This window comes from Acinetobacter sp. RUH 2624 (assembly GCF_000162375.2).
Taxonomy (GTDB): domain Bacteria; phylum Pseudomonadota; class Gammaproteobacteria; order Pseudomonadales; family Moraxellaceae; genus Acinetobacter; species Acinetobacter nosocomialis.
On sequence record NZ_KI391939.1, the window covers coordinates 568,868 to 593,572 of the forward strand.

23 protein-coding genes and 4 pseudogenes are annotated in these 24,705 nt (G+C 33.6%); 17 read left to right on the forward strand and 10 right to left on the reverse strand.

Annotated elements, in window-relative coordinates:
* Positions 1 to 50 precede the first annotated feature (50 nt).
* Positions 51 to 371, reverse strand: coding sequence for a pyrimidine/purine nucleoside phosphorylase (locus HMPREF0014_RS09365; protein ID WP_004887918.1), 321 nt, complete (start codon positions 369 to 371; stop codon positions 51 to 53).
* A 238-nt stretch (positions 372 to 609) separates the two neighbouring features.
* Here HMPREF0014_RS09365 and HMPREF0014_RS09370 point away from each other — a divergent pair, with 238 nt between their 5' ends.
* From HMPREF0014_RS09370 to metC, 3 genes and pseudogenes are all read left to right on the forward strand, one after another.
* Positions 610 to 1,080 (forward strand): Lrp/AsnC family transcriptional regulator, encoded by a 471-nt coding sequence (locus tag HMPREF0014_RS09370; protein ID WP_004887916.1) that lies wholly within the window; start codon positions 610 to 612, stop codon positions 1,078 to 1,080.
* A 41-nt stretch (positions 1,081 to 1,121) separates the two neighbouring features.
* On the forward strand, positions 1,122 to 1,850 hold the full coding sequence (locus HMPREF0014_RS09375; RefSeq protein ID WP_006580617.1) for an AAA family ATPase: 729 nt from the start codon (positions 1,122 to 1,124) through the stop codon (positions 1,848 to 1,850).
* A gap of 240 nt (positions 1,851 to 2,090) precedes the next feature.
* Positions 2,091 to 3,272 (forward strand): annotated as a pseudogene (metC, locus tag HMPREF0014_RS09380) (cystathionine beta-lyase).
* 222 nt (positions 3,273 to 3,494) lie between these two features.
* On the opposite strand, the gene HMPREF0014_RS09385 reads toward metC, so the two are convergent.
* A complete protein-coding gene (locus HMPREF0014_RS09385) occupies positions 3,495 to 4,217 on the reverse strand; it encodes a GMP synthase (protein ID WP_004887911.1) in 723 nt (240 codons plus the stop codon).
* Between the two features lie 754 nt (positions 4,218 to 4,971).
* Between HMPREF0014_RS09385 and HMPREF0014_RS09390 the strand changes: the two genes are divergently transcribed.
* Positions 4,972 to 5,184 carry a cold-shock protein gene (locus HMPREF0014_RS09390; protein WP_002054492.1) on the forward strand — a complete coding sequence of 71 codons (213 nt, stop codon included), beginning with the start codon at positions 4,972 to 4,974 and terminating at the stop codon, positions 5,182 to 5,184.
* A gap of 78 nt (positions 5,185 to 5,262) precedes the next feature.
* Here HMPREF0014_RS09390 and HMPREF0014_RS09395 read toward each other — a convergent pair whose 3' ends face one another.
* Together HMPREF0014_RS09395 and HMPREF0014_RS09400 are read right to left on the reverse strand one after the other, a co-directional pair.
* Positions 5,263 to 6,291, reverse strand: a complete 1,029-nt coding sequence (locus HMPREF0014_RS09395; RefSeq protein WP_004887910.1) for a MerR family transcriptional regulator — start codon at positions 6,289 to 6,291, stop codon at positions 5,263 to 5,265.
* 241 nt (positions 6,292 to 6,532) lie between these two features.
* On the reverse strand, positions 6,533 to 7,231 hold the full coding sequence (locus HMPREF0014_RS09400; RefSeq protein WP_004887909.1) for a DUF1826 domain-containing protein: 699 nt from the start codon (positions 7,229 to 7,231) through the stop codon (positions 6,533 to 6,535).
* A 271-nt stretch (positions 7,232 to 7,502) separates the two neighbouring features.
* Between HMPREF0014_RS09400 and HMPREF0014_RS09405 the strand changes: the two genes are divergently transcribed.
* The 3 genes from HMPREF0014_RS09405 to HMPREF0014_RS09415 all read left to right on the forward strand — a co-directional run bounded on the left by HMPREF0014_RS09405 (position 7,503) and on the right by HMPREF0014_RS09415 (position 11,902).
* Positions 7,503 to 8,414 (forward strand): WYL domain-containing protein, encoded by a 912-nt coding sequence (locus HMPREF0014_RS09405; RefSeq protein WP_004887908.1) that lies wholly within the window; start codon positions 7,503 to 7,505, stop codon positions 8,412 to 8,414.
* A 147-nt stretch (positions 8,415 to 8,561) separates the two neighbouring features.
* A complete protein-coding gene (locus HMPREF0014_RS09410) occupies positions 8,562 to 10,574 on the forward strand; it encodes an AAA family ATPase (RefSeq protein ID WP_006580619.1) in 2,013 nt (670 codons plus the stop codon).
* Positions 10,575 to 10,576: 2 nt separating this feature from the next.
* A complete protein-coding gene (locus tag HMPREF0014_RS09415) occupies positions 10,577 to 11,902 on the forward strand; it encodes an McrC family protein (protein ID WP_004887902.1) in 1,326 nt (441 codons plus the stop codon).
* Between the two features lie 48 nt (positions 11,903 to 11,950).
* On the opposite strand, the gene HMPREF0014_RS0206175 is transcribed toward HMPREF0014_RS09415, so the two are convergent.
* On the reverse strand, positions 11,951 to 12,130 hold the full coding sequence (locus HMPREF0014_RS0206175; RefSeq protein ID WP_006580620.1) for a hypothetical protein: 180 nt from the start codon (positions 12,128 to 12,130) through the stop codon (positions 11,951 to 11,953).
* A 215-nt stretch (positions 12,131 to 12,345) separates the two neighbouring features.
* Between HMPREF0014_RS0206175 and HMPREF0014_RS25295 the strand changes: the two genes are divergently transcribed.
* Positions 12,346 to 12,540 (forward strand): hypothetical protein, encoded by a 195-nt coding sequence (locus tag HMPREF0014_RS25295; RefSeq protein ID WP_002054484.1) that lies wholly within the window; start codon positions 12,346 to 12,348, stop codon positions 12,538 to 12,540.
* Positions 12,541 to 12,791: 251 nt separating this feature from the next.
* A complete protein-coding gene (locus tag HMPREF0014_RS09420; RefSeq protein WP_002054486.1) occupies positions 12,792 to 13,250 on the forward strand; it encodes a hypothetical protein in 459 nt (152 codons plus the stop codon).
* Between the two features lie 95 nt (positions 13,251 to 13,345).
* On the opposite strand, the gene HMPREF0014_RS09425 is transcribed toward HMPREF0014_RS09420, so the two are convergent.
* The 3 genes from HMPREF0014_RS09425 to HMPREF0014_RS09435 form a co-directional block, all read right to left on the reverse strand.
* Complete coding sequence (locus tag HMPREF0014_RS09425; protein ID WP_004887900.1) at positions 13,346 to 13,774, reverse strand: GNAT family N-acetyltransferase; 429 nt, start codon at positions 13,772 to 13,774, stop codon at positions 13,346 to 13,348.
* A 125-nt stretch (positions 13,775 to 13,899) separates the two neighbouring features.
* Positions 13,900 to 14,577, reverse strand: a complete 678-nt coding sequence (locus HMPREF0014_RS09430; RefSeq protein ID WP_004887898.1) for an HAD family hydrolase — start codon at positions 14,575 to 14,577, stop codon at positions 13,900 to 13,902.
* Positions 14,578 to 14,739: 162 nt separating this feature from the next.
* A complete protein-coding gene (locus HMPREF0014_RS09435) occupies positions 14,740 to 15,987 on the reverse strand; it encodes a serine hydrolase (protein WP_004887896.1) in 1,248 nt (415 codons plus the stop codon).
* Positions 15,988 to 16,674: 687 nt separating this feature from the next.
* On the opposite strand from HMPREF0014_RS09435, the gene HMPREF0014_RS09440 reads away from it, so the two are divergent.
* The 8 genes and pseudogenes from HMPREF0014_RS09440 (at position 16,675) to HMPREF0014_RS09475 (ending at position 22,712) form a co-directional block, all read left to right on the forward strand.
* Entirely contained in the window at positions 16,675 to 17,235 is a 561-nt protein-coding gene (locus HMPREF0014_RS09440) for a helix-turn-helix domain-containing protein (RefSeq protein WP_004887894.1), read from the forward strand.
* Positions 17,236 to 17,681: 446 nt separating this feature from the next.
* Positions 17,682 to 19,571 (forward strand): annotated as a pseudogene (locus HMPREF0014_RS09445) (type VI secretion system Vgr family protein); the annotation flags it as partial.
* Positions 19,544 to 20,074, forward strand: a complete 531-nt coding sequence (locus HMPREF0014_RS09450) for a hypothetical protein (protein ID WP_004887888.1) — start codon at positions 19,544 to 19,546, stop codon at positions 20,072 to 20,074. The pseudogene HMPREF0014_RS09445 and the gene HMPREF0014_RS09450, both read left to right, overlap by 28 nt.
* 77 nt (positions 20,075 to 20,151) lie before the next feature.
* Positions 20,152 to 20,687, forward strand: a pseudogene (locus HMPREF0014_RS09455) (hypothetical protein).
* Positions 20,688 to 20,910: 223 nt separating this feature from the next.
* Positions 20,911 to 21,108, forward strand: a pseudogene (locus tag HMPREF0014_RS09460) (hypothetical protein); the annotation flags it as partial.
* Between the two features lie 96 nt (positions 21,109 to 21,204).
* A complete protein-coding gene (locus HMPREF0014_RS09465; RefSeq protein WP_004887883.1) occupies positions 21,205 to 21,594 on the forward strand; it encodes a hypothetical protein in 390 nt (129 codons plus the stop codon).
* A gap of 105 nt (positions 21,595 to 21,699) precedes the next feature.
* Positions 21,700 to 22,164, forward strand: coding sequence for a hypothetical protein (locus tag HMPREF0014_RS09470; protein WP_020992204.1), 465 nt, complete (start codon positions 21,700 to 21,702; stop codon positions 22,162 to 22,164).
* Positions 22,165 to 22,394: 230 nt separating this feature from the next.
* Complete coding sequence (locus HMPREF0014_RS09475) at positions 22,395 to 22,712, forward strand: hypothetical protein (RefSeq protein ID WP_004887878.1); 318 nt, start codon at positions 22,395 to 22,397, stop codon at positions 22,710 to 22,712.
* Positions 22,713 to 22,745: 33 nt separating this feature from the next.
* Here the strand turns inward: HMPREF0014_RS09475 and HMPREF0014_RS09480 are convergent, their stop codons facing one another.
* Both HMPREF0014_RS09480 and HMPREF0014_RS09485 read right to left on the reverse strand, forming a co-directional pair.
* Complete coding sequence (locus tag HMPREF0014_RS09480; protein WP_004887876.1) at positions 22,746 to 23,636, reverse strand: hypothetical protein; 891 nt, start codon at positions 23,634 to 23,636, stop codon at positions 22,746 to 22,748.
* Complete coding sequence (locus tag HMPREF0014_RS09485) at positions 23,633 to 24,700, reverse strand: GNAT family N-acetyltransferase (RefSeq protein ID WP_004887875.1); 1,068 nt, start codon at positions 24,698 to 24,700, stop codon at positions 23,633 to 23,635. Before HMPREF0014_RS09485 ends, HMPREF0014_RS09480 begins: the two co-directional genes overlap by 4 nt.
* Positions 24,701 to 24,705: the final 5 nt, after the last annotated feature.

Sequence of the window (24,705 nt, forward strand, 5' to 3'; positions counted from 1 at the left end):
GTTCATAGAAAAAACACATCCTATGAAAGCTATAACTTTGTAATGTTGATTCATTCTAAATGACAGACGTAATCAATCACTTCATCTGTAATAATTTTAAATTTACTATTTTCTGGAACCTTAAAAGATTCACCACTTGAATAGATTTTAGTCTCCGGATCATCGCCAATTTGAATACTACATTTGCCTGAAATGATCTCAATGCGTTCTGAAACGTGGGTTTTAAAAGTTAAAGCTTTTTCTGTTGGAAGAATCACCCCTAAAGTCTTTTTTGTACCATCTTCAAGTTCAATAACATGACTAATGGAGTGTCCCTCGTAATGAACATTCGCTTTTTTTGTTATAGAAACAGCATCAAATTGATTTGGCATTTTTCTTGTCTCTTTTATTGTACCGAATATGTACAAGATAATAATAAAAGCTCATCTCAACTTTCAAGCTTTAAAAATAGATTGTTAGATGGACACTAGAAATAAATGCATTTCGAATATGAGGTGATTGTTTAAAATGTAGGGCAAATATCTTTTTATTAAAATTAGAATAATAATTTAATATGTTGTTTATTGATTTGATTTATTGCAAATACATTGTGCAGAGAAGCTTGAAGGTATGAAGTTAAATTTAGATAAATATGACCGTGTAATATTAGATCTTCTACAGAAGGACTGCACATTGGCAATCGGTGATATTGCTGAAAAAGTGGGATTAAGCAATACGGCTTGCTGGCGCAGAATACATAAGATGGAAGAAAAAGGTATTATTCGTGCAAAAGTCGCTTTGCTAGATCGTAAAAAACTCAACATTAATGTGATTGTGATGGTGTTTATTAAAACTGCACAACACAATATTGAGTGGATTGAGAAATTTCACTCTCATATCTATAACATAGATGAGGTGATTGAAGTATATAGAATGGCAGGTGAAACAGATTATTTACTTAAAGTCGCCGTATCGGATGTTGCTGAATACGATAAAGTTTATAAAAAATTAATTGAAATTAAAGGGTTGGCAGATGTGAGTTCGAGTTTTGCCATGGAGCAAATTAAATATACGACAGAACTTCCTTTAAATTTTTTCTAATAAAAACTGAAGATACTATTAAAAATTAAGGACCAGCCAAAATGCTACAAGCTAAACCTTATTTACGTTCGGTACAAATTAAAGCAAATATGCAGGCAGACTGGTCAATTTATCCATTTTCGATACCAGCCGTTAATGATATTGAACAATTAACCTTCCATCCAGACGTTACTTTTTTTGTTGGCGAAAATGGTTCTGGTAAGTCGACTATTATGGAAGCCATCGCTTTGGCACTTGGCTTTTCCGAAGAAGGCGGCACTCTAAACGTGCGGCTTAATTCAGCCAGTAGTTCATCAAATTTATTTCAGTATTTAAGAATGATTAAAAGCTTTAAAAAGCCGAAAGACTATTATTTTTTAAGAGCTGAGAGTTATTACAATATTGGCACATATATGAATGAATTGAACTATGTAAAAAGTTATGGTGGCAATATCCATGCTTGTTCTCATGGTGAAAGTTTTTTAAAGTTGCTCACTCATAAATTACAAGGTGAGGGGCTTTATTTATTAGATGAACCTGAAGCTGCTCTTTCACCTACCATGCAATTTGTAGCTTTGTCGGCTATTCATGAATTATGCAAAAGCCAGTCACAACTCATTATTGCAACGCATTCCCCAATTTTACTAGCTTACCCTAACGCTAAAATCTATCAATTTTCTGACACAGGGATTCGTGAAATCCAGTATGAACAAACGGAACATTTCCGTGTGACACATGATTTTTTAAATAATTACCAAAAGCGTATCCAGCAAATCATAGATGAAGGATAGTGTGAGAAGTACCTTTCATAAGAGCTAGTTCGAACAACAAGTAGATCAATGCATAGAGCGTTATAAAATAATATTTTACCCTAAGAAATAAGTATTGGATTTAAATTCTAATTTTAAGTAAAAATAGGAAATATAAATCTAATTTAAAGATAAAAAGTAGAAAAAATTAAAATTTATATCCATGGAAACCTCACTATCATGAATTGGTAATAAAGTTGATATGTTTCTCGGAATATAAAAGTGAATCAATTCAGTACAGATGTCATTAATTTAGGACGAACACCCGAGCGCTTTGATGGTCTAGTCAACACACCTGTTTTTCGTGGTTCTACTATTGTTGTAAATAGCTTTAGTGAGTGGGAAGAATTTAAGCGAAATGGTGGGGTATATCGACATTATGGCCGTTTCGGCGCCGCAACAGCTAAATCTTTTGAAAGTGCAATCAGTGCGCTTGAAGGCGGTGCGGGTAGTATGGTATTTCCATCTGGGTTGTCGGCTTGTACACATGCACTTATGGCTTGTGTAGAGGCAAATAGTCATGTCTTGATTGCCGATAATATCTATGGTCCAACACGAAATTTTGCTGACAATATATTGGTCTAAATGGGGGTAAGTGTTGAATATTTTGACTCTACCAATCTTGAAGCATTAACCGAAAAAATTAATGATCGTACCACTGCGGTGTTTATTGAGTCACCTGGTTCAATGACATTTGAATTGAGTGATGTTGCAGCGATTTCTGCAATTAGTCATCAATACGGCGCAAAAGTATTAGTCGATAACTCTTGGGCAACGCCATTACTTTTTCAACCATTAAAGCACGGTGCTGATATTTCTATTCAGTCCGTAACCAAATACATTGGTGGCCATTCTGACATACTCATGGGTGTGGCTACTGCAAATGCCGAAACATACCAACAACTCACTAAAACAGGTCATTTGTTTGGTGAGACCACAAGCCCAGACGATATTTATTTGGCATCACGTGGCTTGCGAAGTTTGGCGGTAAGGTTAAAGCAGCATCAAGATAGTGCTTTAACTATTGCCCGATTTCTAGCAACACATCCGGCTATTAAAGAAGTGCTTCATCCTGCTTTAGAAACAAGTCCTTATCATGATTTGTGGTTGAGAGATTTTGATGGTTCATCTGGAGTATTTGCTTTTTACTTAAAAGAATCTGAACCTTCATATGTGCAAAAATTCTTTGATTCGTTGCAATTATTTCATATTGGTTTGTCTTGGGGAGGGTTTGAAAGTTTGATTTTACCTGTTGGGCAAGCTTATCGAACACATACCAATTTACCTAAAGATGGCTATTTAGTGCGCTTAAATATTGGGCTGGAATCTGTGGTCGATTTACAAAAAGATTTGCAATACGCCCTACAGTGTGCAGAACAAATGCGTGTTGAAAATGTTATATAGCCGTCTTAAAACCTAAAAGCTAACTTTCTGCACGTCAGCTGTTTCATGTGTGACAGACGCTATTATTTTGTTAGACCTTGGCTACCAGTGCGACCATCTATTACTTGGGATTTTGTTGCTGCGAAATTATGTTCGTTTACTGTCAGTGCAAAAGGGAATTTAAACTTTATAGATCATCTAATTTTATGAAAGAAAGCCCTATTAAAAGGGCTTTGCCGTGATTTAGTTAAGTTTTAAATACTCATCTTTTAATTTATCTAGGAAAATAAACAAGTTTTGGTTCATTTCTTGATAGTCATGATTTCTCAATTCCTCACGGGTATTAACAAATTTATAAGCAGGGGCTTGGTCGAGTTCAGTTGCTGAGTGTTGAATGAGTAGTTCAACGACTTCAGGCGTTAGCTCCATATGACACTGCAAGCCATAGACTAATTTCGAATATTCCACGATTTGCCGCGGACAACCTGCACTAAAAGCAATAATTTTGGTATTGCTTGTTAACCCGGGCATGTCATTGTGCCAGTGGCCAACTTCTGTCATTTTTCCTAAGTGTGAAAATAGAGAATCTTTAACGCCATATTCAGTCAGCATGATAGGAAACTTACCAATCTCTCTTTCAGGACTATGTTCAAATTGACCACCTAAAGCTTCACCAATGAGTTGTGAACCCAAACATATACCTAACACAACTTTATTCGCCTCTATAGCTTTCTTTATGACAGCTTGTTCTGCGAGCGAATTAAAATGAGGGCACATTTCAACTGTCGTATCAGGACTTTGTGGACCACCCATCACAATAAGAAAATCAATATTTTCAACTGTAGAGGGTAATTGTTCGTTTAAATACACTCTTGAATATGTCATTTCAAAGTTATTAGTTTGCCCCCAAATTTCATATGCACCCGGTGCTTCAAAATTTTCATGAACAATAAAATGTAGGCGCATAATAGTCCTCAAAATTTAAAGAGTGTAGTGATAGATTCATTGCTAGATTTAAGCCATCTATAGGTTACGAAGCCTATGGTCTAATGAATACATCCAGTTTTTTAAAGTTATATGGTCCAGTGAGAGTAGGGAGTGTTTAAATTAAATAAATTTGGCAGGAGCCTATATGCTTTAAACATAGTTTTAACCGAATTGGTTAAAATATATTAAAAACTAGAATTTTTTATTTTAAATTTAATGTAATTTATATTTATTCTAATAGAGTTTTAAAAGATAATTATGTTGTCCTATATTTGTGAAATGAAAAGATATGGAATAGATCTAAATACTAATAATATTAATGCATTTTATAGAGGAGGGCGGATAGATAGCCTAAGTTATTGTAATTAATAAATACCGAGAGTGTAAAACAAACTTTCAAATGATTATAAATATCATTTTTTAAAAGTCTACATAACAAATAAAATGTTATATGTTTAGATAATAATGTGTAATTATTTGTACAGATGTAAACAAATATTTAGAATAACCGTAATAAATAATTCATATAAAATGTTTGTATAAGTGATTTTTTAGTGTATAATTAGCTTAACTAGAAAAAAGACTTATTAGTTTAGTAAATCCTCTTTTAGTATCGAAGCTTTATTCATAATCCTCCGTTTTTAAGATCTTAAGCTCAATTCGTTATTTTTTCCAAGTTAAACCCGTCATGTCTCATGACTTTAAGTTCTTAAAATTCAATAGGATGTATATCATGTCTAACAACACAGCTACTGGTACAGTTAAGTGGTTCAACGAAACTAAAGGTTTCGGTTTCATTCAACAAGATTCAGGTCCAGACGTTTTTGCTCACTTCAAAGAAATCGCATCTTCTGGCTTCAAAACTTTACATGAAGGTCAACGTGTGACTTTTAATGTTGTGCAAGGTCAAAAAGGCCCTAGCGCTACTAACATTATTCCACAGTAATTATTTCTGTAGAATAAATAAAAAAGCCCTCTAAAGAGGGCTTTTTTTTTGTCAATAAGATTTAGCTTTTCCTTATAACTAGGCACTACGCATTAAGGCTGCTACGGCTTTTTCCAGAAATTGTAGAGTAACTGGTTTGAGCCAAGTACCGTCAGCAAGGCTTGGTTCATTTTGCATTGCAGTACGAATTTTTGTTTGAGTACTTGGGTTATTGCCAGCATAGCCTTGTAACATAGCAAGCCATTGTTTTGCTAAACGCTGCGCGCCTTCACTATCTGGTTTGACCTCGGCATCAATCAATTTTTCAATATCGACCAATAATTGAGGCCATTTTTTCATCTCACGAATGTAATTTTCTTTGAGAAAATTAAACTCATCATCAGATAAATAACGGGCAAAAATACTCAGCTTACTTTCAGAAAACGCTTGAAGTAAAAACTCAACAACTTCGGGTGTTACCCCTAATTTTTCCTGAAATTCAGGCTCGGCTGAATTTATGGTATTTAATTTAACAAGCCATTCTGGGTTAGCCCTCGTATTATGCTCAAGAGTTTTCATCCACTTTCGTGCTAAATCTTGAGCTGCTTCACTGTTAAATGGTTCACCTGCATTAAATAATGCATTTGCTGCCAGTGTTAATTCTTGCCACTCTTGATGACTTTTAGTACCTGCTTGTAAGAAAGTAAGTTTTTCAAGCTCTTCTTTTGTAAAGTATTTCTCAAACATTGCTATAAGCTCCAGTGTTTTTAGCCAATCCTCCAATCCAAGCTCTTCACCACTTATAATTTGAGATTTCAATTTGCTGAGTTGATTTCGCAAATTCTTTTGCTCGTTCAATCTCTGATCTATTGCTTGAATCTGCTGATCAATAATTGGTAGAAGTGCAAGATTGGGGTCTTCAAGAACCGTATGGATTTCGGCTAACGACATTCCCAGTCCCCGTAATGCTTGAATCTGATGCAAACGGGTAATGTCTTTACGGGTATATAGTCGATAACCAGCATCAGAACGGACCGAAGGCTGAAGTAAACCGATATCGTCATAGTGATGAAGAGCACGGACAGTAAGTCCTGTTTGCTTAGCCAATTCACCAACTTTTAACAGCATCTTTTTGCTCCTTCTTCCTTAGGCGTGTTTTATGCTAGGGGCTTACGTTACGTGAGGGTCAACTACTTTAGCTCAATATTTTTAATTTTTTTCGGTTTAGTAAATATTCAAATTTATTTTATTCATTATTGGACTGAACGACGGGAAATTAGAAATCCTTTTTAATATAAATTGACTTTAAGCCAATTTAATAATGAAAGAACAGATATTTAAGTCTTTAAAATTAGCAACATGTCGGAAATTAACAGATAAGTAGCAACCGATATTCACCGTCATTTTCAACAGGTGCTCTATGCACACACGGTAAAACCTTTTGAGTGGGATGGTCTACCGCCAAACGCCACAAGTGTCCCGTACCTAAATTTATAGGTTGTGCATTGGATTTAGGTTGATAATGTAAATCAAAGAAATACTCTGCTAAAAAGCTTTCAAATTCGGCTTCTGACCCGTCGTGTAAAGCTCTAAGCTTTTCTCTAATTTCTGGAATTAAAACTTTTTGTTCAACTTGATCATTAGGCACAATATCGCTAGCTGCACCGTGATAAGTACATAAGAACGTATCGGTTTCAATAGGGGAGCGATCAACGTGAAATGAATAGACATCTGTTGAAATAAAATCTAGCTCATCATCACGCTCATAATATTTAAGTAAGTTCAGTACAGGTGATGCACCCATATCAGTTAAGAGCTGTATGTCCTTTAAAATAATGTCTCGAGCCAAATCACCTTGTTCTGAAAGCGGCAGTGCTAATAAATCTTCAATAGAAATTTCAGTAATATTTTCTTTTAACTGAAGTTTTGCCACAATTTCTTTAAAGTCGCCTGCCAAATTTCTGACCCAACAAATAGCGTTCTTATCCCCCTGAAACTGTGTATTTACAAGCTCAGCAAAAGTAGTTACCACTTCAACTTGTTTGTGCTCAGAAAGTGTATTGGTCATATTGGAATTAACGTATAAATTAGTCATATAATATACACGTAATTCTATAAAAATATTGCCAAGATTTTGAATTGTACTTGGTATAAATTATTTACTATGAATAGTTATTTTAGAAAAGAAAATTGGATAGCAAGATCTAAGTAAAATATTGATAAATTATCTTCACTATCTATTGAAAAATATAAAATTTATAATTATTTGTAGTATATCAAGGGAATAACATCCTACAATATAATTAAATTAGTAAACTTAAAAGTGTTTAGTTCAAAAGATGTCAAAAAGTTTAAAAGCTCATGAGCGTTTAGCAGAGCGACTTGCAAATATTATAACCCGTTTAAATAGAGGAGAGCATTTAGACCCTTATGAATTGACTTTAGATTTTAGTGTATCTAAAAAAACTATACAACGAGATATAGAAAGGCTATCAATCGCAGGTTTACCTTTAGTTATAGATGAAAAAACAAAGAAGTTTTATTTAGGAGCAAACTATGTTGGTAAAATTAGCCCTCAAGATATCCAAAATTTTGCTCAGCTTTCTGGAATTACGGGTTTATATCCGAATTTGGATCTATCATTTCTAAGAGAATTACTCGATAGCCGTTCATCTGAAGTTTATGCGGCAAAAGGTTATTTTTTTGAAAACACAACTCATTTTTCAGAGCTATTTAAATTAATTCGCGAAGCAATACAAGGTCGAAAACATATAGCTTTTCAATACAACAGCAAGTTACGTACAGTACAGCCATATAAACTTATACATCACCACGGTAGTTGGTACTTAGCAGCGGTAAGAAATGATCAGTTAGGGCTACGAGCGTATCGCTTGAGTAGAATTGGCAAAGATTGCCAAATACAACATCATTTAGATCCATTTGAATCTGATATAGAAATAATAAAACAATTAGAAAATGAGGAGAGTATTTGGTTTGGCAAGGAAAAAAAAGAAATAGTATTGTCAGTTCAATATCAAGCTGCTGAACATTTCGAACAAAGACAGCTTTTTCCTGAGCAACAAATTATGAAAAAAAATGATGATGGAAGCCTGATTATTTCAAGTCGTATAGTACATCAAGATCAGATTAAATCACTAATTAGATTCTGGATACCTCATGTTAAGGTAATCTCACCTATTGAGCTCCAATATAGTGTGGAAAATGATCTAAAGCTATATCTAGAGATATAATCTATAAGTAAATTTGCATTAGAAACACTATATAGGACATAACCTGTCAACTGTCCTAATTACTATCATTTAGTATAGGCATTAAATATTTTTTATTAAAAGTCAGCTTTAATTTTAAGCACAACTTATAGAAGTGATGTAAGTGAAATGAGTGAGCAGCAAATCCAAACTCTTTGGAATGAATTTTTAAATCAATGGTCAGTAGAAAAAGTTCAGAAAATGACTCTGCCAGAGTATTCCCAGGTAGGTAATATTGATACATTTGGCTATTGGCTTGAACATAAGACTAAACTTATCGCTAATATTTTAGGTGGGTCTGCATTTAAATTTGGTATTTACCACAGAAATGCTTCTGATGAGAAAGAGAATGGTAAAGGTAAAATTTATGAGACTGACTATGCATGGTTAGAAAAATATGGTCAAACTAAAGAAAAAGCATTTGATGAAGTTAAGAAAAGAATATTGGAAACTATTAAAGCAAGTCAATTAGGCGAAATGGAAGCTATAGACCAGATTGACTTTTCTCCAGTATTAAAATGGAAAATTGCATATTTATACCAGGATCAAAAAAATCCAAATATTGTTCCTATCTTTTCAAAGACATGGTTGGATTTTTTGAGTGGAAATAATAATTTTACTTATTCCCAAGCATATAAGTATCTTTTAGGAAAAAAGGATAAAAATATTCCCATTCAGGAATATGGAAATAAATTAGCTGAACAATATTTAAATGCTAACCCTAAAAAGAGTGCTATGGAGGAATTTAGCCAGCATGACTCAATTACTTCAGATGATAACGAAACAAAATGTGATAAAGATTCGTTGATTAGACCATTAAATCGTATTTTATTTGGTGCAGCTGGTACTGGTAAAACTTACCATACAATTAATCATTCACTCAGTATTTTATTGAATAAAACTTTTGAAGAGTTAGATGAACTTTATCCAGATCGTACTGAGCTAAAAAAAATATTTGATCACTATAAAGAAATTGGACAAATTAAATTTATAACTTTTCACCAAAGTTTTAGTTATGAAGATTTTGTTGAGGGTATTCGAGCTGAGGCTAATGATAAAGGACTAAGTTATGATGTTAAACCTGGTTTGTTTAAAGAACTTTGTGATGATGCTCGAATGGAGTATGAAGCTAAGCGCTCAAATAGTATTCAAATAGAAGATGAAAGTATTAATCAAGCTATTGAACGATTAATAAGGAAAGCAAAAGAGAAAAAACTTGTTTTTCATACTAAAGCAGGCAAAGAAATACGAGTTTTTGCAAATCAGCAAGGCACTTTATTTGCCTTAACTCAAAAAGATATAGATATCAGTTTGTCGTTAAGACATATTCGTAATTACTTAAAATTACAGAATGAGGAAATTATTGATCAGAAAAGTTATGAATGGGCGATAGCAAAAGCTCTTCGAGCTGAACTAAAAGCTAGTGTATCTGCTTATGCAAAACCTAAACCTTATGTATTAATTATTGATGAAATTAATAGAGGGAATATTTCCCGTATTTTTGGTGAGTTGATTACCCAAATTGAAGATTCTAAACGTCAAGGTAATGATGAAGAGTTAAGTACAATTTTGCCTTACTCAAAAGAAGAATTTAGTATTCCTAATAATCTTTATATTATTGGGACAATGAATAGTTCAGACCGTTCTCTAACTGGGCTGGATGTTGCGTTACGTCGACGTTTTGATTTTATTGAAATGCCACCAAAACCTGAGTTGTTAAGAGATCAGGAAGAGAACGACATAGAGATTGATGGTATTAATATTGTGAAATTACTGACTGTAATAAATCAACGCATCGAAATACTATTAGATAGAGACCACTGTATTGGACATGCCAATTTCATGCCTTTAATAGTAGAACCAGAAATCCAAAAATTAGCTAAAATTTTTCAGCAAAAAATCATTCCACAATTACAGGAATATTTCTTTGACGATTGGGAAAAGATTGATGCGGTTTTAAATGGGAATGGAATGCTTCATAAAAAGTATGAGCTAAGTTCGCAAAATAGATTATTTAAAGATCAAAGCTTGATTAATCGTAATATTTGGGAAATTAAGGCTGAAGCATTCAGTGATGTGAAGAAGTATATTGCAATTTATGATGAAACATCCGAAGTCAGAAATGAGTTAAGTGGATTGTGATTATGTCGAATATCACTATCCGTGAATATGCATATTTAAGAGTTTCACAAAATCCTCCTCAGCAGAATCAGAAAATGGATTTTGCAGAAATTTCACAGAGTGGTTTTGATTACCTATTTCAACTGAATCAGGAACTGCTCAGAAATGGGCAGCGAATTTTAAAGTTAGGTAGAACAGCATCGGAAATTCAAGTACAGAATTTTGTTGGAGTTATTGAAACCCCATGCGGCACTGAAATTGAGATCTTACCAAAACATGCTGATTCAGTAGAGGATAATGGTAATGCTAGGGCTATCTTGATTAAAATCTTGAAACAGGTTTTACAGTTGCCACAGCGTGATACAGGTCTTGCCTCGATTGAAAAATTCAAAGTACCTCTAACAGACTGGTTCTATGCACAATTTTTAGATGCTTTGCAGAAACTTTATCGTACAGGGATACGATTTGATTATCAGCGAGTAGAGGCTGAAGAAAACTTCTTACGAGGACAGTTAGATACAGCACAACAAATGCGAAAACCTTTAACAAGGCAACATCAATTAAGTATAAAACATGATATTTTTACGTCAAATCGGGCAGAGAATCGGTTGATTCGGTCATGTATTGATGTGGTCTGTAAAAGAGCTAAGACTGCTGATTTGTGGCGAACATCACATGAGTTTCATTTACTGTTCTCAGAAGTGCCTCAATCTACAAATTATAGGGAAGATTTTAAAAAATGGAAAAATGATCGACTAATGTCGCATTATTCCGATATAAGGTATTGGTGTGAATTGATTTTAGGCAATGAAATCCCATTTGCTGTAAAAGGTATTAATCAGGCAAAAAGTATTCTATTTCCTATGGAAAAGTTATTTGAAAAATATGTAGAAATACAATTATCAAAGCAACTTGTAAAAGGAGCAAAGCTTGAGACTCAGAAATCTAGTAAATATTTAGCTCAATATAATTCAAAAGATATATTTAATTTAATACCAGATTTAGCTATCCAATATTATTGTGAACAATCAAAGTCTAAAAAATATTTGATACTTGATACTAAATGGAAACTTATTAATAGCAATAATATTGAGGAAAAATTTGGGATAAAACAAAGCGATATGTATCAGATGTTTGCCTATAATCATATGTATCAGGGCCACACATCAGATATCGTATTAATCTATCCAAAACATAAAAATTTCCAGATAGCACTAAAGCCTTTTGAGTTTAAACTTCATGACTTATTGAAGACTGGACTACAACCAAAAATTTGGGTAATTCCATTTGATTTAGAACGTAGTGAACTTATTTTAGATAATTTGATGATCGCTGGATTACATTCTTAAATTAAGTAAAAGCTACTTAGCGTAGCTTTTACTTCTGAATAATATTTATTAACACTGATTATTTTTGACAATCGCTATTACTTCTTTTTTATAGCTATCAGGAGTGTAAATATCATCAATTTGACAATTTTTCCCATCACACTGAACTTTAAAATCTACTTGAGAGTTTTCACCAAAGTTCTTTCCTTTAGCCCGAACTAACCCATTGTTAAGGACAGAGAATTTCATCTGGTTTACATGTACATCATAATCATTGCCAGGTATGACAGCAATTAAACTTGGATTAAGCTAATTTTTAACAGGTGCCAAACAATGCTTTACAGTGATGTTTGGCTTTTCTATTGTTGTGTATTTCGGTAGTATTCTTACTCTTCTTTCTGCTCGAAAACTAAAAAGCCTGTTCTATTTATAAGCTTTTTAGCCTCATCAATTTACTAGGACATATGAAACGTTACTACAAGCAAACTGAATCGGTAGTTTCTCAATGGACGACCGAACAAGACTGTTTTTTAATAGAAAATAATTCTCTTTCTATTGATGAGTTGAAACAACATCTGCCATTTTCTGAAGAAGAAATTAGGGTGCGTAGATCAGTTTTAGGACTGGTAAGACGCGATCAGCAAATGAGATCGTATTAATTTACCAAATGGTAAATTTTAATTGAAAATAAATGTTTCAAAAGAAGAGAATAATTTAAAAAATATTGCGGAGGATTTAACAAAACCATAATTTTTTTCGGTGTTTTTTTGGTGCAACTTACAGAAAGCTTTAACTACTTACATTCAACAATAATAACATTTCACTCCTTAACATTTGTTTCACCATAATCAGAACCATAAATCATTTTAAGATCAAAACTTTATAACAATTGAGATTGAGGAGGTTAAAAATGCCAAAATATTTAGCCGTGGCTGAAAAGGTTTATAAGAATATTAAAAAAGATGACTTATTCACCAATGACCTTACACAAAATCTGAATTGTTTAATCAGTCAGATTCGTAAGGCCATTAAAGGAACTGAATTCAAACTTAAGTTTAATTATATCGATTTTGATGAGCAATTAACTAAACCGCTTAGTGAGTGCAAGGTTAAAGTTGATGTAAGTGTAATGCCAAAGTTTGAAAATGAAGGAGAGTATTTACTCTGGTTAGCCAGTTTTATTGAACGGGTTACAGAAGGAGGAAAACCTAAATTCCCGCCAATTTCACAGTTAATCCCACACGGATTTAAAATGTCTAAAGAATCGCTTCCTGTGACAGTTGCTCCTCCAAAAGAAGAGCATGCAGATATGATCATTAATTATTTTAAATCTGAAGATTTTATGAAATCTAATAAAGCTCCTTCATAAAAGAATATAGAAGTATTCGTCCACCATACTTCTATATACCTGCTGGTTATACTCAGCGACCGCCTTCTGGGGCGGTTTTTTTTATGGGTATTGCCTCATTCACTTCTTTGTAAAAGTAAAACTGGTTTGTCGTAATTACTATTACACCACTCATGTTTTTTGAGTACAGCTTTGGGAACCTGAACCATATCTTTTACAGGGTTAAAACCCATTGATCCGTAAAAGCCTTCCAGTTCAGCAAAGGGTAAACAGTAAAGCTTGGAAAATTCCGAGTTTTTAATTAGAAAATCGACCACTTTACGAGCAATTCCTAACCCTTCATTGCCAGGAAAAACATAAATTCCACCGAGTTCACCGCTGTTCGAATCAATGGAGACAACTCTACCTTGACCAACAGTTTTCTCGCCAATAGAAGCTAGTACAATAAGTTCATCTTCATGTGATGGTACAAAATCAACCTCGGCATAACGTTCGTTTATAGCTTTGAGATCGGCAGCGTTAGCAAGTCTTAATGAAATTTCCATTACTCTTCCTATAAGTACTATCTGTAATTTTTAAGTTTGGCTTTTCGATGATAGCTATAAAACTCAAAATAGGCTAAATACTTTATCAAAGCATTTAAATTAAGCTTTTTATAATATTGATTGGCTTAATAAAGGGGATTAGTAACTAATCTCTTAATTGTTTCTTCAAGTTCATCGTAATGATGAATACTTGCATCAGAAAGAGGGTGTTCAAGAGTGAGAGTTGGGTGGAAAAATATTGTTTGCATACCCACTTTTTTGGCGCCTTCTATATCTGCTTTGGGATTGTCTCCAATAAAAATGTCATCGGATGGGTTACAGCCCAATTGAGTGCAAGTATATAGATAAATTGCTGGGTCAGGTTTTCTTAAACCTATGGCTTCAGAAATCACGATAGTTGAAAAATAATCTGTTATTCCTAAAGCATAAAAATTATGTTCTTGAAACGGTGTTTTTCCGTTTGATACTAAGCCCAATGTATATCCTTGAGCATGAAGGTTTTGAATGATTTTTTGAGCATTTTCAAAAGCTGTAGAGAATTTATTAAAATTATTAATATAAGACTGTAGCAATTCATTTGTATCATATCTTTTGATATTAAAGTTTTTAATTAATTGATCATAAACAATATCTTTCCAAACACTTCCATTGTTATCTAACTTGATGAAGCTTTTAATAAAAGACTCTTTTAATTCTTGTGGTACTAATTTGAAGAAGTTTACTTGCCAATTTAGAAATTTTATAAGCGATTCATTGCGATTAAGAATGGTTTGGTCTAGGTCAAACAAAAGTACTTTTTTCATTTTAAAATCTTTAAGAAATAGATTAATACTTATAGCGAATTTCTATCTATTGTTCAGTTTAATTAAAATACTTTTACGATTCTTTTCTGAATAACTCCAAATCAAAAACAACCCCTCATAAGGCGTTACTAAAAGTCTTCTAGTCATGATGGGTCTTTATAGTTAAGGATTTATAGAATCAACTGCTTGAAGTAAGCTTGTAAATAATATTGCTAGTTTTGACTCAGGTTGTGGCTCATTTCCATTTGCGGTAAATACTGCACAAACTTTATGGCCTTTTTGAGTGTTTCCAATTACTGAAAAGTTAATCACGCCGTATTCGGAACCACCTTTAAAACCAATTTTTTGCCAATTTAAATTTTTAAACAGTGGATTTAAAGAACTGTTCAGAGCAGGGGCATTTTGAACACTTTCAAGAAGAGGACAAATCTCATTGGCTGACATATACCATTCAGCATCTTGCCAAGTAGCCGATTTTCCAATGCTACTCACACTTGGTAATGGCAGTTTATCTAGCTCAGAGAGCACTTCTAAACGAGCCGATTTTGTACCTGTTTTAAACTTATTTCTGAGCTGTTCATTACTCGAATCAATCAGTTGAAATAGTTCTCGTGTGGTCAGCATAGGAGAGTTTCTAGGTGACAACGCTTCTATACGAGGCTTTTTTAATACCTCTATAAGGCTATCGGTCGCTGTGTTATCGCTAATTTGTATCATTAACTGCGCGAGAAGCTCGAGATTTACAGGTGTACCAGCAGGTAGGTTTTGTAAAACTCCTGTTGGTAATGAGCGATTTTTTTCTTTTAAAGAAACAATAGTTTCTCTTTTTAATTCGCCTTTTTTTATCGCATCTTCATATGCTTTTAAAACGAGTAACTTAAAAGTCGAGCCTACAGCCATAGGGGTTTTATCATTTTCAACAATCACAGGTTTGTTATCTACAACAACTAAAAGAGAGGTTTTACCGACTGCATTTTCATGTAAACCTTTGACTGTTTCATCTAAGCTTACTATCTTAAAATGAGGTGCGCTAAACCAAAGGGTACTAATTTGCCCTTGCTGATCTAAGCTAATTGAAACAGGTAATTCTCCTTTTTCAAAATCAATCGTTCCTGAACCATTAGAAACATTAATACTTTTAAGAGTGCCTAAAGATACTTTTAAGTCATCAACGATTTTTTGAATTTGTGTGATGGAAACTTGTCCTAAAAATTGAGAGCTAAATAAAGAAGCTTCTATGGGTTTATCTGCAAAAATTGATGAAAGCTTACTAGATAAAGTATCTATTTTTTGTTCTGCTGCTGCATGAGCAGTAGAAACAACAATAGGGGACACATTTAAAGCCATAACGCCTACAGCAAAAAATAAAGCTCTAGACGCGTACATTTTCTTAGTTAGAAAGTTCTTCATTCAATGTCCTCTTATACTCGGTCTCATCTATAATTTTTTATAAATGTCTTTAAAAATAAACGTTCATTTTGACCTATCAAAAATCATATATCTATATAAATTTCTTCGATTTTATAAACCAAATTTTAATAATAAAGCTAAATTATTTAGCCTTACTTTTTTAATGATCTAATTTAAAGCAAATGTCATTTTGTGTGCTTGACGGCAAGAGACTTGGACACTATTCTTTGCCTGCTGGCCACATTGCCAGTCGGTTTTAGCAGACCGTTCCGAAAAGCATTAAAAGAGCAATCTTTTAGTGACGAACCCTCGTGCCCCCTCTGCGGCGGAACGGGAGGGGGACACCTTCGGGTGTGCTGGGTTTTTTCGGCCAGTCTGCTAACCCCCTTTCGTTCTGCCACCATAATTTTAATGTCTGGCAGAACTCCCAATAAAAAGGAGTTGGCTTTGCACATCCATTATTTCTTGGCAGCCTATGCCAAAAGCTATAACGACACCACTTAAATCATCTTTAAACAGTTTGATAGCCTTTTGGGTTTTCAGACTTTAAGTCATTACGGCTCAAAAATTTGTATCAACAATAAAACTTGAGATGTGCCAAGCACAGTCTTTACGGCTTTGCTGTGCCTTTTTTCTCCCAAAAAAGTATCTCATTTAGAAACAACAAGAATTTATAACGGTAAAACTATGTCACCTTTAGTACTTTCTACACGTGCTTTAAAAGTTGTAAATAAGGGAATTGATTTATTTCATCATCACGGATTCCATCTCGTCGGTGTAGATAGAATTGTGAAAGAGTCTGAAATTACAAAAATGACTTTTTATCATTATTTTCAGTCTAAAGCGCGGTTTATTGAAATCTGTCTACTAGTACAAAAAGAACGGCTACAAGACAAAGTTGTTGCAATGGTTGAATATGACCACAACACAAGCGTGACAGATAAACTCAACAAACTATATAACTTACATATCGATTTAGAAGGGCCGTACTATCTATTATTTAAAGCCATTTTTGAAACTAAGAATACTTATTCAAACGCTTACCAAATCGCTATTAAATACAGAACTTGGCTGACCAATGAAATTTATAGCCAGCTTAGAATAGTTAACACTGATGCTTCATTTCATGATGCCAAATTGTTTTTATATATGATTGAAGGCGCCATTATTCAGCTTTTAAGTTCAGATAATTCAGATGTAAGAGAAGGAAGAATTGAGCGAGTTTTAATACATTTTAGTCAGACTTAAAGGAGTGTTAAGAAATGTTAAAAATTGTTTCTAATTATAATTTAAAATTTCTAAATTATTTTAGAATAAATCTATCAGTAAAAATATTTTTAGATGTATTTTTTTATAAAAGAATACTTATGTTGAAATTAAAAAATGCTATATATAACATAGGATTGTGATATTTTTGCAATCTGACCTAACAAACGAAATGTATAAGTTTATTTATTGCTTATACATTTTTAAGTAATTGATTTATTGTTCTATTTTTAATAATTAATACTTTATAAATAAGGTTTAATATAGAAAAATTAAAAAATTATTTGATCTTGCTCCGTTAGAAAAATATTCGAGTAGATAGAATAATTTTTTATAGTTAATTTAAATGTAAAATTAATTATTAATTAAATGGACAGATCTGTACGTGCTTTGTAAAATAATGCTAAATATAATTCAGTCCTATAAAGATGTTGAACAGTATTCATCAAGTTTTAGATAGTTTGGGCATTAGCCCACAGAAACGTGCTATTCACATTCAATTTACTTCTCCGATATTGAATGACCAAGTATTTCTGCAAAGAATTGATGGTGTACATGCACTCAATGATGGTTTAAAAGCAGAACTTTTATGCCTATCAACTAATGCAACGATTCAACTAAAATCTTTCATTGGCAGTCAGGCCGCTGTAGATATAGTGACGGAGCGAGGTGAATTAACTCGCGTTACAGGCATTATTACTCATGCTCAACAGGGCCAGTCAGATGGCAGTCTAACTTTATATAAGCTGACCTTAGAAGACCCAACCGCATTATGGAAATATCGTCGCAATTCGCGCGTATTTATGAATAAAAGCGTCGTTGAAATATGGGAAATACTCTTTAAAGAATGGCAAGTTAAAAATCCGCTATTTGCTGCAAGTTTAAGTTTAGATTTAAGTGGTTTAACAAAAACTTATGATGTTCGTCCTTTTGTTATGCAACATAACGAAAGTGATTGGGACTTTCTCACACGCTTACTTCGTAGTGAAGGGATTAACTGGCTGATTGATGAAGCTCAGCATATTGTTCCAAGTACCGATACATCTATTCAAGCTCAGAAACTCAGGTTGATTGATGCCAATAGTGAATATCAGCCCTTAGACCGTAAAACGATTCGTTACCATCGTAGTAGTGCAGTGGAGCAATACGACAGTATGACTCGCCTAACTGCCGAACGTTCTCTTCAACCGAACGTTATGCATATACAACGTTGGCAAGCAGAAATATTAGAACAAGAAGAAGGAGTTGGAAGCGTTCAAAGTAAGCATCAGCATAGTGAACAATATGACAATGCTACACTTGGCTTAGAGCAAGCTTGGAACTATGCGCCTGCATGGACTGGTGACTTAAAGGGTGAGGATGGTGTAACTAAATCTGGAAATCAACAAGTTGAACGCTTAAACCAGAACCTCAACAATTATTACGATGCACAGTCTAAACGCTTTATTGCGCAAACGACAGTCCGCGATGCCTATGTGGGTTACTATTTCGAACTCAATGAACACCCAGAAATAGACCAGCATGAAGGCTCAGATAAAAGCTTTTTGATTGTTTCTAAAAATTTCTTTAATCAGAATAACTTACCTAAAGACTTAAATGACCAAATTAATGGTCTATTGGCGAAAAGTAACTGGTCAATACAAAACCCCGAGAACAGTGATGAACGCCAAGCGAATCAGTTGATTTTACAACGTCGTCATATTCCAACAACGCCAGCTTATAACCCACAAACTCATAGTCCGGTTACTCATCCACAACGCGCAAAAGTGGTGGGTCCTGAAGGTGAAGAAATTTATGTAGATGAATGGGGACGTATTAAAGTCCGTTTCCTGTTTACCCGTAGTGATGATCATAGCCATGATGGGGGTGCAGGAGCCAATAATAATGACACCGATTCAGCTTGGATTGACGTTTTAACGCCGTGGGCTGGAGAAGGTTATGGTGCGCGTTTTTTACCGCGTGTTGGTGAAATTGTCGTTATTGACTTCTTTAATGGTGATATAGACCGACCATTTGTGATGGGCCGAATTCATGAGGCACAGCGTCATCCAACCAAGTTTGATAACAAAGGTAAACTTCCCGATACTAAAAAGCTGAGTGGTATCCGTTCCAAAGAAGTGTCGGGTGGTGGTTTTGGACAACTCAGATTTGATGATACCCCGGGCCAAATTAGTACCCAGCTACAAAGCAGTCATGGTGCAAGCCAGTTAAATCTGGGGAAACTCAGTCATCCTAAAGATAAAGCGGAAGGTGAAGACCGCGGAGAGGGTTTTGAACTGCGTACGGACCAATGGGGAGCTTTGCGCGCGGGACAAGGTTGACAGATCAAGAAATTAAAGCGAAATTATTTGAAAGAACTAGCGAAATAAAGAAATTTGGCAAACTACCTCAGCTCGATGATAATTATTTATCTTTTTTAGGTAAATATAGAGAAATAGAAATTACACCTGATATTATAATTTTGGGGTACGAAACAGCATTAAAAGAAAATCAATATCTTCATGAAAATTATCCTGAAATTAGTGAGAAAGTTTGGATAATTGGTCGTACCGGTCAAGGTGATGAATGGTTTATAGGTAAGGAAAAAAATAATATCTTGTTTTATGACCATAACCAAGGGGAGTATTTGAATATTAATCAGTTTATAGATATGAGAATTACTTTTGAAGACTTTCTTAAAATGGCATTTTCTTATCAACAACTTGAAGAAGAATTGGATATAAACGAAGAGCTTAATAAAGTTGAACAAGATCAATTTAAGAAATTAGTCAATTCTATTAATGAAGGTTTATATGAAAGATATCCCTTTAAATATTTTTAGTTTTTGTGTTGGGTTTTAATGATTTTTAGATAAAATATTTGATACTATTTAATTGTATTAAATAGGGAGTCTTAATAGTGCAAGTTTGTTTTAAAAAATTATTAGAGGAAGTTGGTGAATGTAATGAAATAATTTATGGTGAAGGATTCCTTATTAATCAGGTTAATTCTGTTAATGATGATCTGTTTAAAAGCTATTTAAGTTGTATTCCTGAAAATGATTTTAATATTGATCTAGGAGGGAATATAAATGATTTTTTAGGAAAAGATTCGTTAGACAATATTCAATATATGTTTGAAGATATATTCGATGGGGAAAGTGCTACAGTATTCTTAACACAGCATGATGTAAATATTGTATACATAAATCATAATAGTGGCGAGATAGGAGCATGTATTTCAGGCGATGAATTACATATCATTGCTAAAAATTTATTTGATTTTTTTTGCAAATTAATGTTATACAAAATTTAATTATTGATTTATATGACTCTAACCCTAGAGGTGAAAATGGAGGATATAAGACAGGTTTCTTAGAAGAACTAAAGAAAACCCTTATAAAAGAAAATGTAGTATTGGATGTAGACTATTTTTTAGAATTTTTTTATGGTTAAGGTATAAAGGGTATTCCAAAATTAAAAGTAGTACTTCTATATATTTGAAGTACTACTTTAAAATAAGATGTTTAATAGAATGATTTTTGAGCTCTTAAAAAATCTACTTGTCTAATTATATTGTTAGAGATACTGATAAAACTTATATCTACGTAGTAAACAAAAAATTGTAGATATTGTTAATAAATTTGAACTTGAAATAAATTTCTTGGGATACCAAAACATTAATAGTGTTTCGTATGGTAGCGGTCATGTACAAAGTTTAATAGTGAATGGTCAAGACCTTATTAGCTTTGAGCGTGATGATTTACACCGTGAAATTGTACGTCACTATGCCAACGGAATTAGCCAAGAACAACATTACGATACGATGGGACGTTTAACCCAGCAAAATATTGTTAATGGTCATGAGTTCGGTTATGAAAAGTTAGAAATCAACTTTAATTATCAATTAAATATCCATCCTCCTAAGATATAGGTATTACAATACTTTAAACCTAAAGGTGGTAGTTAATTTATGATTATTGATGAAATGACTAATAATGTTTTTTTAAAGAAATTGTATTCTGGTGATATAACTTCCTCTATCTTAATAGGGAGATTTAGTATTGACTTGTCAGGGTACTGTGATATCGAATTTCATGTGAATAAAGAACCAGATATTTCTGTTGAGAAATATGGAGTTTGGGGTGTTGATTATAATACTATTGTTATTAAAACTAAAGGGAAAATAACCGGAGATGTTTTGATAACTGAGTGGTTGCTTAATGGTTATAAAGAATTAAATGTTAAAAAGACTGATAATGGCATTATTATAAAGTCAAAAAATGGGAAATTTAATTTTTCTGTAGAATTGAGTGGATTGATATTTCAGGGTATTTCTGTTTATTATGATGGAGAGGGTTAGAGCATCATTAAAAGATATCTAAACTCCGTATAATATTCTATATGTAAAATTTAGTGATTACATTAAAGATAGTAGCACTAAATGATTGGGGAGTGGAGTGTTTTTATGATGAATAATCAAACATTAATTTTTGATGAAAAGAAATATCCCATAACATGGCGTTTTAATTCAGTTGATTGTTCTTTATCAGATGAGGATAAATATAAAATTATTTTCTTGATAAAAGATGAGTCAAAAAAACTTTGGGATTCTTTATTTTCGTTTAATAACCTGATGGAAATTAAAGAAAATTATTTTTTACTAGCTGAAAAAAAAGATTTGGATTTTGATGAAGATGATAAGTCGAGAGATTTTTTTGTTCAAAAATTGCAACCAACTGAATTATTAATTTTTTTTTGGGGAAGGAGTAATTGTGCAATTATTCCATCAAGTATACTTATAAAAGCATGGAGTGATTTTTTTTATCCCAGTGATGATGATTGTATTGTTTATCTAGTTAACAAAGGAAAAATTATTTTTTCATATGAGGAAACTTTTTTTTATGGGAATATTCTAACTAACAAAAAATGATGTGATTAATTTTTAAATTTAAGTCCAAACACGGATATTTCTTATGTATTGAATAGAAAGAGTAAACATCCATACTTACAGAGAGCATGGTAATGTCTTTACGACAACTCAACTATCAATAAATCTGACAGAATCTAACTTTTTATATCAAATAAAAGAAGTTATCTTAATTCTACTTGAGCACAAACTCTTAAAGTGCTCGTTTTTAGTTTGATTTTTAGGTATTTAAAATGAATAAAATGCATGTAACTTTGGCTGTAGTAGTCGGTTTAATTGTTGGTGGTGTGATCGGTGCGTTAGGTTATTCGAAAACTGCCGCACGTTATGATGCGATGACCACTGCATGTGTAATGGTCAATCAAGCAGTTAAACACGAGATTTTAAAGCCTGAACAAGTAAAAGAGTTAGGTGAGCTTACAGGTCAAACCCTTAAGAAAGATTATGCTTCTGTGGCATCAAAATTTAAGTTTTCTGAAAAGCAGTTAGGCAATGCTTCTGAAGGCTCGAATTGTAGCCAATTTATCGTTGGCGTAAACGCAGCGAAGTAATTAAGAGAAAACCCACAGCTTGTGGGATTTTTCTTATTGATCTGACCAAGCTGAATCTATGGCATGAATTAACCGTAGGTTCAGAGCTTTCTGTTCTAATTGCCAGTTTGAGAGTTCTTCGGCAGTCGGTTCTTGTTGCCCATCCGAAGCTGCTAAAAACCGTTTAAAGTAGTTTTTATAATGATAGGCTGAAACGTCACCTGTAATATCCGCAGCTACTAATCGACCCTTACACGCTTCAATCAAGCTCTGTAAGTGCTTCTCTAGAAACTTACCTTGATCCCAGTTTGTCATGACGACTTCGCTCGACAGCACATCCTTATCAATCGATAAATAAACAGGTAAGTTCGATGCTTTTATTTCTGTGAGAAATGCAGTTAGTAACTCATCTGGATGATCGAAGTTTTGCCATGCTTTCTTTTTGCCTGTAAAACGCACCCATGATGCATTTTGCTGAATACTCCAGTAATGCAGCTTTCCTTTATAGAGCGGTGACCAATGGTTTTCTACTGCATGTAGCCATCCAATATCACTTGAGCTAATTCCAAGTACATCTATTCTGGCAACTTGTGGAAGTTTACTTGCCCAATACACCCAGGAGCCACAGTGAATACCAAAAGGGTAACGCATATTGTCAGGGTGGTTATCACAGACAATCAGATGAATTGGCTCAGCAGATGGCAATCTTTCCAGTAAAAGCTGGGTAACATGGTGATAATCACCACTACCTAACAGGACACAACCCAACTTTGAATGTAAATGTTGGTTTAGATGTGTACGTAACTCGTCGAACTCTTTTAATTTACAACCAAAGCGAATGATTTCTTGCCATGAGGTGAGATCAACGCGTACAGCATCATCAGGATCACCAGCAGAATCATCAAAGTTTAAAACGACAGGTGTTCTGTTATTTACTGAACTCATGATCGTGTTTCCTGTTTAACATGCCACTGATGATCTGCTTCAAATAAAGGACGTAATTTCTTTAAAATAAAACGTAAGGCAGGTGAATGTATCCATACCAGATGTCGAGTAAATGTAAATTTAGCCCCTAGTTGAGCTTTGACTTCAGGGTCAGTCCAGCCTGCGATGTAAAATTTGAGGTTGTTGGCTAGGGCATAGTCTAAATTTACGAACCAGCTAATAAAATATAAATTGTAGTCTTTTGCGAGCGGGTAATTGAGACCAATATATTTATCAACCAGATTGTCTTTGTATTCATAACAAATGTTATAACCGACTAGGGTTGTATCTGCCCAATATAAAAAGACTTTACCGCCACTGTGTACATCTTGAAGAATTTCTGAAAAAAACTCAGGGCTGAGTAGGTCAAAATGTATTTCGCTTTGGTGATAAACGGCCAGATAGAGTTCATATAAATATGTTCTAAACTCATGATCATTAAAGCGTTCATCGCCCGTACATAACTGTTCAATGTTTAATTCATTTAAACTTTTGAGTTTACGTTTAAAGTTTTTACGGCGTGGTTTAGAGAGTCGAGAAAGATATTCTTCACGGCTTAAAAAATCGATAGGAACATAAGCTAAAGCTTGTCCTTCTACAGATAGAAAACCTTTTTTTTCTGCTTCTTGAATAAAAGTTTGACTGTAATTATTTTCAAGATCGCTGAGCAAAGGTGAGTCTAAAGGAAGATCTTTAATAATACCTAACTTAATTTTCTGGTCATTATTTTTTAAAAAATCTGCTATTGAGTCCAGAGGAAGTCCATTAGGTAATAAGCTGTATTCTGTGACCGTTGTCCCGATAAAACACGTTTTAAAATGAAGGAGTTTTCCCCAGATTTGATAGCCTGGTAATGATTTAATTTTTTTAAGAAGGTCTGTATCTAGAGTCGTTAATAAATCAAACTCTGTATAAAAATAAGGTAAAAAATCGCTAGGCGAATGAACCTGAAAACTTAAAGGTGGATGCTTTAAAAAAGCATCCACCACCGCCTGAGGTTCTAACTGATTCAGGTTTATAGTCATAAATT